This is a genomic window from Xenorhabdus sp. PB61.4, assembly GCF_963894935.1.
GTDB lineage: Bacteria > Pseudomonadota > Gammaproteobacteria > Enterobacterales > Enterobacteriaceae > Xenorhabdus > Xenorhabdus stockiae.
This window is the reverse complement of the sequence record NZ_CAWQJR010000182.1, coordinates 21,290-30,346: the sequence shown is the minus strand read 5'-3', so window position 1 is coordinate 30,346 and position 9,057 is coordinate 21,290. Positions and strand designations below refer to the sequence as shown.

General features: G+C 40.4%; 11 protein-coding genes. 5 read left to right on the top strand and 6 right to left on the bottom strand.

Annotated features, from left to right (window positions below; genetic code table 11):
* The first annotated feature begins 440 nt into the window (after positions 1-440).
* The gene (locus AACX68_RS14925; RefSeq protein WP_228859654.1) at positions 441-995 is read left to right on the top strand and encodes a gamma carbonic anhydrase family protein; all 555 of its coding nucleotides are present in this window, start codon (positions 441-443) and stop codon (positions 993-995) included.
* On the opposite strand, the gene AACX68_RS14920 is transcribed toward AACX68_RS14925, so the two are convergent.
* The 5 genes from AACX68_RS14920 to dprA form a co-directional block, all read right to left on the bottom strand.
* Positions 962-1,231 (bottom strand): DUF1488 family protein, encoded by a 270-nt coding sequence (locus tag AACX68_RS14920; RefSeq protein ID WP_228859653.1) that lies wholly within the window; start codon positions 1,229-1,231, stop codon positions 962-964. The genes AACX68_RS14925 and AACX68_RS14920 overlap by 34 nt on opposite strands.
* Positions 1,228-2,046 (bottom strand): shikimate dehydrogenase, encoded by an 819-nt coding sequence (aroE, locus tag AACX68_RS14915; protein ID WP_228859652.1) that lies wholly within the window; start codon positions 2,044-2,046, stop codon positions 1,228-1,230. The genes AACX68_RS14920 and aroE overlap by 4 nt, the downstream gene beginning before the upstream one ends.
* A 6-nt stretch (positions 2,047-2,052) precedes the next feature.
* Complete coding sequence (gene tsaC, locus AACX68_RS14910) at positions 2,053-2,622, bottom strand: L-threonylcarbamoyladenylate synthase type 1 TsaC (RefSeq protein WP_228859651.1); 570 nt, start codon at positions 2,620-2,622, stop codon at positions 2,053-2,055.
* Between the two features lies 1 nt (position 2,623).
* Complete coding sequence (locus tag AACX68_RS14905; protein ID WP_228859650.1) at positions 2,624-3,175, bottom strand: DNA topoisomerase family protein; 552 nt, start codon at positions 3,173-3,175, stop codon at positions 2,624-2,626.
* A gap of 75 nt (positions 3,176-3,250) precedes the next feature.
* Positions 3,251-4,327 (bottom strand): DNA-protecting protein DprA, encoded by a 1,077-nt coding sequence (dprA, locus tag AACX68_RS14900; RefSeq protein ID WP_228859649.1) that lies wholly within the window; start codon positions 4,325-4,327, stop codon positions 3,251-3,253.
* Positions 4,328-4,459: 132 nt separating this feature from the next.
* Here dprA and def point away from each other — a divergent pair, with 132 nt between their 5' ends.
* From def to trkA, 4 genes are all read left to right on the top strand, one after another.
* Positions 4,460-4,972, top strand: coding sequence for a peptide deformylase (def, locus tag AACX68_RS14895; RefSeq protein ID WP_228859648.1), 513 nt, complete (start codon positions 4,460-4,462; stop codon positions 4,970-4,972).
* A gap of 24 nt (positions 4,973-4,996) precedes the next feature.
* The gene (fmt, locus tag AACX68_RS14890; RefSeq protein ID WP_228859647.1) at positions 4,997-5,944 is read left to right on the top strand and encodes a methionyl-tRNA formyltransferase; all 948 of its coding nucleotides are present in this window, start codon (positions 4,997-4,999) and stop codon (positions 5,942-5,944) included.
* Positions 5,945-6,033: 89 nt separating this feature from the next.
* Entirely contained in the window at positions 6,034-7,320 is a 1,287-nt protein-coding gene (rsmB, locus tag AACX68_RS14885) for a 16S rRNA (cytosine(967)-C(5))-methyltransferase RsmB (RefSeq protein ID WP_228859646.1), read from the top strand.
* 98 nt (positions 7,321-7,418) lie between these two features.
* Entirely contained in the window at positions 7,419-8,795 is a 1,377-nt protein-coding gene (gene trkA, locus AACX68_RS14880) for a Trk system potassium transporter TrkA (protein WP_099125895.1), read from the top strand.
* A gap of 45 nt (positions 8,796-8,840) precedes the next feature.
* Here the strand turns inward: trkA and AACX68_RS14875 are convergent, their stop codons facing one another.
* Entirely contained in the window at positions 8,841-9,041 is a 201-nt protein-coding gene (locus AACX68_RS14875; protein WP_228859645.1) for an alternative ribosome-rescue factor A, read from the bottom strand.
* Positions 9,042-9,057: the final 16 nt, after the last annotated feature.

The window sequence follows — 9,057 nt, the reverse complement described above, 5'->3', positions numbered from 1 at the left end:
GAATTAACTGTTTCAGTCACTCTTCAAGACTTGAATCTTTTTTGCCTTTCGGCTGTTGATAGTGTCTTGCGAGTGCCCACACAGATTGTCTGATTATGTTGTTAAAGAGCGATTGCAACCGGAAGTGGCTTCCGTGTTGCGAGGCTGCGTATCTTACGCCTTTTGCCTCCGGAGTCAAGCGTTTATTTTCGCTTTCGTTCCGCTGTCCTTCGCGGCGCGTCTCAGCTCAGCGTCGGTCAGTGGTGGCGCATTATAGGGAGTTTTTCGGCTCTGACAACCCTTTTTTACAATTTTATTTTCAACTGGACACTTTTTGCGCTTTTCAATATAAAAACCACTCAATCAGGATGAAATTAATGCAAATTCACCATTGCGTGGTGATCTTTCCCTCAATAACATTCCACGTAATATTATCCTCCCTTACTGCTATTGAGGTTTTTATGTCTACCGTTTTACGTAATTATTTAAACTTGCGGCCTCAAATTGGTCAAAGAGTCATGCTAGACCCTACTTCTATTGTAATTGGAGATGTCAGATTAGCAGATAATGTAAGTATCTGGCCGCTCGTCGTCATCCGCGGTGACGTCAATTATGTTTCTATTGGAGCTCGTACCAATATACAGGACGGTTCTATTCTACATGTAACTCATAAATCATCTGATAATCCTAATGGTTTCCCGCTAATCATAGGTGAGGAAGTCACTGTCGGTCACAAAGCAATGCTACATGGTTGTACGATAGGAAACCGGGTACTTGTTGGAATGAGTTCAATTCTACTTGATGGCTCCATCATTGAAGACAATGTCATTATTGGGGCTGGTAGTCTTGTCCCACCAAGAAAAATATTAGAAAGTGGATATCTGTATATAGGCAGCCCAGTGAAACAAGTGCGAAAACTCAAACATGAAGAGTTGGAAGGGCTGCTTTATTCTGCTAATAACTACGTCCGCTGGAAAGATGATTACTTAGCAGATATATCAGACGGTAACGAATAGCATCCAAATTGATCATCCTGCCCACGTAGGATGATTTCTTCAAATTCTTCCTCCAAATCCCAACGATACTGGCGAAATAGCTCAAGTGGATGAAAGTCATTACCATAACGTCGAGTTAATTCATCAGCACTGATCAGGCACTGCACCAATAAACCATTGACCATAGCAGGAAAGATAACTTTGTTTTCCTGCCCATTCCATTCTTCACGGTCAGGAAATTGAATTGCTTGATTCATAAACGTAATTCTTCTCTTAAAGCAGCTAAAACAGGTTCTACTTTTGGTAAGACACCATGCCAAAGTTCAAAAGCATGCGCCGCTTGTCCCACTAGCATCCCTAATCCATCAGCCAAAAATGAGGCTCCGCTTTCCTTGGCAAAACTAAGGAAAGGCGTTAATCCTTTTTGATAATACATATCATAACAAGCACCACCATTACGGAAAATTGATGGAGATATTTCAGGTACACTTCCATCAAGGCCAGAAGCGGTCGCATTAATAATAAGATCAAAATATGGGGTCAGAAGAGACTTCATTTCAACTGCCTGAATATGACCAAATGAGGAGAACATATTCACTATACCCTGCGCACGAGCAAAAGTACGGTTAGTAATAGTCACCGTACACCCAAAGTCTAGTAAAGGAGATATAACTCCTTTTGCTGCTCCACCAGCCCCAATAATCAGGATATGCTGCCCTTTGTTAATGAAGTTAAGCCGCTGCAAATCTGCTAATAACCCAACCCCATCAGTGTTATCACCCAGAAGCTGGTTATTTTCAATTAGCTTGAATGTGTTGACTGCACCACAATGTTTAGCTCGCTCACTCAACTGATGTGCACATTCATAAGCTCGCTCCTTAAAGGGAACGGTAATATTCGCACCTAAACCACCTTGTTCAAAAAATTGTTTCAATGTTTGTTCAAAATGTTCTAACGGAGCAAGTACTCTCCCATATTGGTGTTCAATACCCGTTTGTTTGGCAAATAATTGATGGATATAAGGAGATTTACTATGTGTAATCGGATTACCAAAAACCGCAAATTTATCCATTATCCCTTACCCTTGCCGATATAGTTTACCTGTTAAAGCATCCCTGATTTCTGATGGATTCTTACGTCCGCCCACTTCCCCTTCCAGTACAGGAAAATCGTTGCCGAATTGTCGACGAACTTCTTCTGAACTCCTACATGGTTCCAGCCCAGTTAAATTTGCACTGGTTGATACAAGAGGTTTTCCATAAAGGGCACATAGTTCTCTGACCAAAGGATGATCAGTAACTCGGACAGCTAGTGTTGAGAATCTTCCCGTCAACCACTTTGGTGTCACAGATTTGGCTGGGATAACCCATGTCACCGGTCCCGGCCAACAAGAGAAGATTGTCCTTTTCTGCTCATTATCCAACTGATTGTCATCAATATAGGGACATAACCTCTCATAACTATCAGCAATAAGGATTAACCCTTTTTCCTTGGGTCTATTTTTCAGTAATAATAATTTATTAACCGCTTTTTCACTGTCAGGGTCACAACCCAATCCAAAAACAGCTTCCGTAGGATAAGCAATGACTTTTTCTTCTTTTAAAGCCGTAATAATTAAATCAAATGCAGGAGATGCTTCATTACTCATTTTATTTCTCAGTTTCAATGGATTGCTGCTTATTGCACAATTTACTAGCACAAAACAGTTTAATACCCTGTGCGGTTTTCTTTTCGACCAACAAGGGGTAATGACAAAGCTCACATTCTCCTTGTACCGGTTTATTATTCAGTGTGAACTGGCATTCTGGATATCGATTACAAGCGTGAAATGTTTTACCAAATCGTGACTTACGTTGAAACAACTTACCTTTCTGACACTGAGGGCAATTAACTGAAGAGTCATCAGGTTTATCAATCAACTCAATATGATTACATTCTGGATAATTACTACAGCCAATAAACATACCGTACCGTCCTTGCCGTAAAACCAAAGTTGAACCGCACTTAGAACAAATTTGCCCTTCCAGTTCCTTAATAACGTGTCCATCTGATGATATTTTTAACGACCGAACATAACTGCATGATGGATAATTGGAACAAGCATAAAATGGACCATGGGCCCCGTTGCGGATCACTAGTTCAGCACCACATTCAGCGCAATATTCTGTTTGTTTTACTGCAAAGGGTACTTTTTTAGGCATATCTTACTCACGGAAAACTAATCACGATACTTATTGGAAAACCATAAAGTTCAAGTTAAGAGAAAATTCAATTTTTCAATTCACTCGAACATAACCACCAGCAACAACAGCCACTTTTCCCATTAATTCAAGCTCCAATAATTGAGTCATGACTTCTGTAATAGGAAGAGAAGAGCGCTGAGCAATTATATCAACAGGTGTAACTTCATCACTTACGTTAACCAGCACCTCAGCAAATGGCAACTCTGTTTGCTCAAATTGTTTTTCATTGCCCTCTTCCAGATTAATCCATTGAAAATTAGCATTAATATGTTCCATTATATCAATCACACTGGTTGCTAAATAAGCTCCCTGTTTGATCAACCAGTGATTACCATCACTCGAAGGCCTTCCTAGTGGGCCAGGTAATGCAAAAATATCCCTTCCTTGTTCAAGTGCACAGCGTGCTGTAATCAGTGAACCACTATTTTGATGAGCTTCTACAATCAAAATCGCTAAACTTAATCCACTAATAATTCTGTTTCGTCTTGGAAAATTTTTAGCTTTAGGTGGCGTGTCAGGGAAAAACTCAGAAACCAGAACCCCATTTTCTTTAATGCAACAGGCTAAAGTTCGATGACGATTAGGATAAATATTTTCAAGTCCACTCCCCAATACAGCAACGGTTTTCCCCCCTGCATCAATAGCAGCCTGATGGCAAATACCATCAATCCCAACCGCTAACCCACTGGTTATTACTATCCCATTCTCCGCTAGCCCTCCAGCAAATACTCTTCCCCACTTTTCACCATAAAAACTTGCCGACCGGCTACCCACTATTGCAACTTGTTTCTCAGATAATGTGCTTACTTTCCCAGAGACAAAAAGTATCAGTGGAGGCGAATAAATTTGTTTCAACAAAGAAGGGTATTCTGGATCAGAAAAGGTTAATAAGTGATTTCCTGATTGCTCCAACCAATTAAGACTGGAAAGCAAAACAGAAGGATTTGCCTTTAAAAACTGCACACACTGTGTAGGTGATAAGCCACAATCTTTCATCACAGCATGAGTAATATTTTTAACCTGCAGTAGGTGCTCAATTATAGACACTGCTTTTGCTACTGAAAGGTGAGATACCATTTTCATTCTCAACCATATTTCCATCATTTCCATTGTTGTCATCCTGACTCAATATGTTGTCATGCATACGTGATTAATTTGTAGTCGATACTGTCAATCTAATCAGGAAATGTCTAGAATAGGCGCTAATTATCACTCACTTTTTGGATGCAGTTCTAAACATATATGTCAGTTTTACAAGTATTACATTATCCAGATGAGCGGCTTCGCACAATTGCCAAGCCAGTAGAAAAAGTCGATGCAGAAATCCAGCGTATCATCGATGATATGTTCGAAACGATGTATGCAGAAGAAGGAATCGGCTTAGCAGCAACTCAGGTTGATATTCATCAACGCATTGTTGTTATTGATGTTTCAGAGAATCGTGACCAGAGACTTGTACTTATTAACCCAGAGCTAGTAACCGAGTCAGGAGAAACAGGTATCGAAGAAGGTTGTTTATCAGTTCCTGAACAACGTGCATTTGTGCCACGATTCGAGCAAGTCAAAATTAAGGCTCTTGATTATCACGGTCAACCATTTGAGCTGGAAGCCGATGGTCTGTTGGCGATTTGTATTCAACATGAGATGGATCACTTGCTCGGTAAACTCTTCGTAGATTACTTGTCTCCGTTAAAACGACAGCGTATTCGCCAAAAAGTCGAAAAAATTGACCGACTAAGAGCCAAGGCTAAGTAAATTTTATCATTACGGGAAATAACAGTGTCTGATTCTTTACGTATTATTTTTGCCGGAACCCCTGATTTCGCGGCTCACCATTTGGCGGCTTTATTAAAATCTAAACATCAAATTGTCGGTGTACTCACTCAACCTGATAAACCGGCAGGAAGGGGTAAAAAACTGACACCAAGTCCTGTAAAAGTATTGGCTGAAGAACATCATATCCCTGTTTTCCAGCCAAAAACATTACGTACAGAAGAAAGCCAGCAATGGATCATGGAGCAACAAGCCGATATCATGGTTGTCGTTGCATATGGTTTGATCCTTCCCCAAGCGGTATTAGATATGCCACCTTTGGGGTGCCTCAATGTCCATGGTTCTTTATTACCTCATTGGCGCGGTGCTGCACCAATTCAACGTGCTATCTGGGCTGGAGATAAAGAAACGGGGGTAACAATCATGCAAATGGACGCAGGCCTTGATACAGGCGATATGCTGTTAAAAGCAACCTGCCCAATTACAAACGAAGATACTACTGCGAGCCTGTACGACAAACTTGCCGATATCGGCTCCGATGCATTGCTTAATACATTAAGTCTAATAACATCAGGTAATAGTCAGCCGGAAAGTCAGAATAATATTCTTGCTACTTATGCTGAAAAACTCAGCAAAGATGAAGCCAGAATGGATTGGAATTTATCAGCAATTCAGCTCGAACGTTGTGTACGTGCATTCAACCCTTGGCCAATAAGCTATTTCTTTATTAATGAACAGCCCATTAAAGTATGGAAAGCTCATGCTATTGGCGGTAAATCTAACCAAATCCCAGGAACAATTCTCCACGCGGATAAAAAGGGTATTCAGGTCGCTACAACTGATGGAATATTGAATATTACTCAATTGCAGCCCCCGGGAAAAAAAGCAATGTCGGCTGCCGATTTATTAAATTCTAAGCGCGAATGGTTCACTCCGGGTAACAAAATCAACTAACATTCATTGCCTGTATGGTGTCAGCATACAGGCATCTTCTCGCTTTACTACTATTATTACGCTGATGAAACTCAGCTTTTGACCATGCCATGAAAAAGACATATAACCTGCGAAGCATCGCTGCAAAAGCGATTAGCCAAGTGCTGGAGCAAGGACAGTCACTTAGCACTGTTATACCCGAACTCCAACAAAAAGTATCCGATAAAGATAAAGCTCTCCTACAGGAACTCTGCTTTGGTGTAATGAGAGTTTTACCTCAGCTGGAATGGCTTATAGCCCAATTAATGGCAAAACCATTGAAAGGTAAGCAACGCATTTTCCACTATTTGATCATGGTTGGAATGTATCAACTTACTTATACACGTATACCGGCACATGCAGCGATCGCAGAAACAGTTAATGGGACAATCAGTTTAAAACGTCCACAATTGAAAGGACTCATTAATGGCGTTCTTCGACAATTTCAGCGTCAGCAAGAAGAGTTAGTCGAACAATCTAATGATGTCGGTCACTATTTACATCCCAAATGGCTATTAACTCGTATTCAAAAAGCTTATCCTCACAATTGGCAACATATTGTCGGTGCGAATAATCAAAAACCACCAATGTGGCTACGTGTCAATCAGATACATCACTCTACAAATCAATATCTTTCTTTGCTGCAAAAAGCCAATATAGCCGCAGAATTAGACACAGATCATCCCAACGCAATTCGTCTATTGAACCCTTGTTCTGTCAATATACTGCCCGGATTTGATAAAGGCTGGGTTACTATTCAGGATCGTTCTGCACAAGGCTGTGCTGAATTATTAATGCCATGTGATGGAGAAGACATACTTGATCTTTGCGCTGCACCAGGCGGCAAAACAACTCATATACTTGAGATGGCACCAAACGCCAAAGTACTTGCCGTTGATATTGATGAACAAAGAATTAAGCGTGTGGAAGAAAACTTACAGCGCCTTAATTTAAATGCTGTCATTAAAACGGGTGATGGGCGTTTCCCACACAAATGGGCTAACGGAGAACAATTTGATCGCATTCTTCTTGATGCACCATGTTCAGCAACAGGTGTTATACGTCGCCATCCAGATATAAAATGGTTACGAAGAAATGAGGATATCGATCAGTTAGTGACTCTTCAATCTGAAATACTTGATGCTACTTGGCCATACTTAAAGAAAAGTGGAACTCTGGTTTATGCCACATGCTCAATTTTACCTGATGAAAATAGCGAGCAAGTTAAAGCATTTTTAAAACGCAATCCGGATGCCAAGCTCTCTGGAACAGGTACTCAAGAGACCCCAGGAATACAAATTACTCCCGAGATAACAGGTGGTGATGGCTTCTTTTATGCTCGATTGACTAAGCAATAATAGAATAGCTTTTCTCTCGCTCTACCGGGCGAGAGAATGTAATGACTTTGCTAAAATAGCAAAACAATTGCAACTTCTAACACATAAAGAGAATAGCTATGAAGATAATTATTCTGGGTGCTGGTCAGGTTGGTGGAACATTAGCTGAAAACTTAGTTGATGAAAACAATGACATTACTGTTGTTGATACCGATACAGATCGTTTACGCCAGTTACAGGACAAATTCGATCTACGGGTTGTGAATGGGCATGGTTCTCATCCCAGAGTTTTAAGAGAAGCCGGTGCAGAAGATGCTGATATGTTAGTTGCTGTTACAAATTCAGATGAAACCAACATGATCGCATGCCAGATCGCCTATTCTCTATTTAATACACCAAATAAAGTCGCCCGGATCCGTTCATCAGAATATATTAGGGAATCAGAAAAGTTATTTAAGCCCGGTGATATTCCTATCGATTATCTTATATCTCCAGAGCAGTTAGTTATCGACTATATCTACAAATTAATCCAATATCCCGGAGCCTTACAGGTTGTTAACTTTTCTGAAGGCCGAGTCAGTATTGTTGCAGTAAAAGCTTATTATGGTGGTTCACTTGTAGGGAATGCATTATCTTCTCTTCGTGAACATATGCCGCATATTGACAGCAAAGTTGCCGCAATATTTCGACAAGACCGTCCAATCAGACCACAAGGCTCTACAGTTATTGAGGCTGGCGACGAAGTATTTTTTGTTGCTGCATCACAACATATCAGAGCAGTAATGAGCGAGTTGCAGCGTCTGGAAAAACCATACAAACGTATCATGATTGTTGGCGGCGGAAACGTCGGTGCGGGTTTAGCCTTACGCCTTGAAAAAGATTATAGCGTTAAGCTTATTGAGCATAATCAGGAAAGAGCAACTGAACTTGCAGAGCTATTACACGATACTATAGTGTTCTATGGTGATGCTTCTGATCAGGAGCTACTTGCAGAAGAACATATTGAGCAAGTCGATGTTTTCATTGCATTAACTAACGATGATGAAGCTAATATCATGTCAGCCATGCTTGCAAAACGAATGGGTGCCAAAAAAGCAATGGTACTTATCCAACGTAGTGCATATGTTGATTTAGTTCAAGGTGGTGTCATTGATATCGCTATCTCACCTCAACAGGCCACAGTATCTGCATTACTTGGGCATGTTCGCAAAGCCGATATCGTTAGTGTATTTTCATTAAGACGAGGTGTTGCTGAAGCTATTGAAGCGATTGCTCATGGTGATGAACATACTTCCAAAGTAGTTGGGAGAAAAATAGGAGATATAAAACTTCCCTCAGGAACAACCATTGGCGCCATTGTCCGCGGAGAAGAAGTCATCATTGCTAATGATTACAGCATTATTCAACAAGGCGACCATGTAATCATGTTTATTACAGATAAAAAATTTGTTCCTGAAGTTGAAAAGCTATTCCAACCAAGCCCATTCTTTCTATAAGTCACTTACACAGCTACCAATTCGGAAATATTTGTACTCAGAAAATTAGAAGGCCAATGATAATAACTTGAAAAAATTATTATCATTGGCCTCCCAACCACTTCCTTTCCCATGTTTTGCTTTACGATTATAACTTCCTTTACCTTTTTTATTTTTTTCTATTCGCTGCCTGAACAAAGGATCATGTAAAAGAGCTTCTATAGCATTATCTTTGATAACGCCTTTTTTATGCCTATACGTTGTCATAGTGACCTCGAAATAT

Coding starts and splice junctions, on each gene's coding strand:
- AACX68_RS14925 (WP_228859654.1), top strand. CDS start 441: ATGTCTACCGTTTTACGTAATTATTTAAACTTGCGGCCTCAAATTGGT.
- AACX68_RS14920 (WP_228859653.1), bottom strand. CDS start 1,231: ATGAATCAAGCAATTCAATTTCCTGACCGTGAAGAATGGAATGGGCAG.
- aroE (WP_228859652.1), bottom strand. CDS start 2,046: ATGGATAAATTTGCGGTTTTTGGTAATCCGATTACACATAGTAAATCT.
- tsaC (WP_228859651.1), bottom strand. CDS start 2,622: ATGAGTAATGAAGCATCTCCTGCATTTGATTTAATTATTACGGCTTTA.
- AACX68_RS14905 (WP_228859650.1), bottom strand. CDS start 3,175: ATGCCTAAAAAAGTACCCTTTGCAGTAAAACAAACAGAATATTGCGCT.
- dprA (WP_228859649.1), bottom strand. CDS start 4,327: ATGGAAATGATGGAAATATGGTTGAGAATGAAAATGGTATCTCACCTT.
- def (WP_228859648.1), top strand. CDS start 4,460: ATGTCAGTTTTACAAGTATTACATTATCCAGATGAGCGGCTTCGCACA.
- rsmB (WP_228859646.1), top strand. CDS start 6,034: ATGAAAAAGACATATAACCTGCGAAGCATCGCTGCAAAAGCGATTAGC.
- trkA (WP_099125895.1), top strand. CDS start 7,419: ATGAAGATAATTATTCTGGGTGCTGGTCAGGTTGGTGGAACATTAGCT.
- AACX68_RS14875 (WP_228859645.1), bottom strand. CDS start 9,041: ATGACAACGTATAGGCATAAAAAAGGCGTTATCAAAGATAATGCTATA.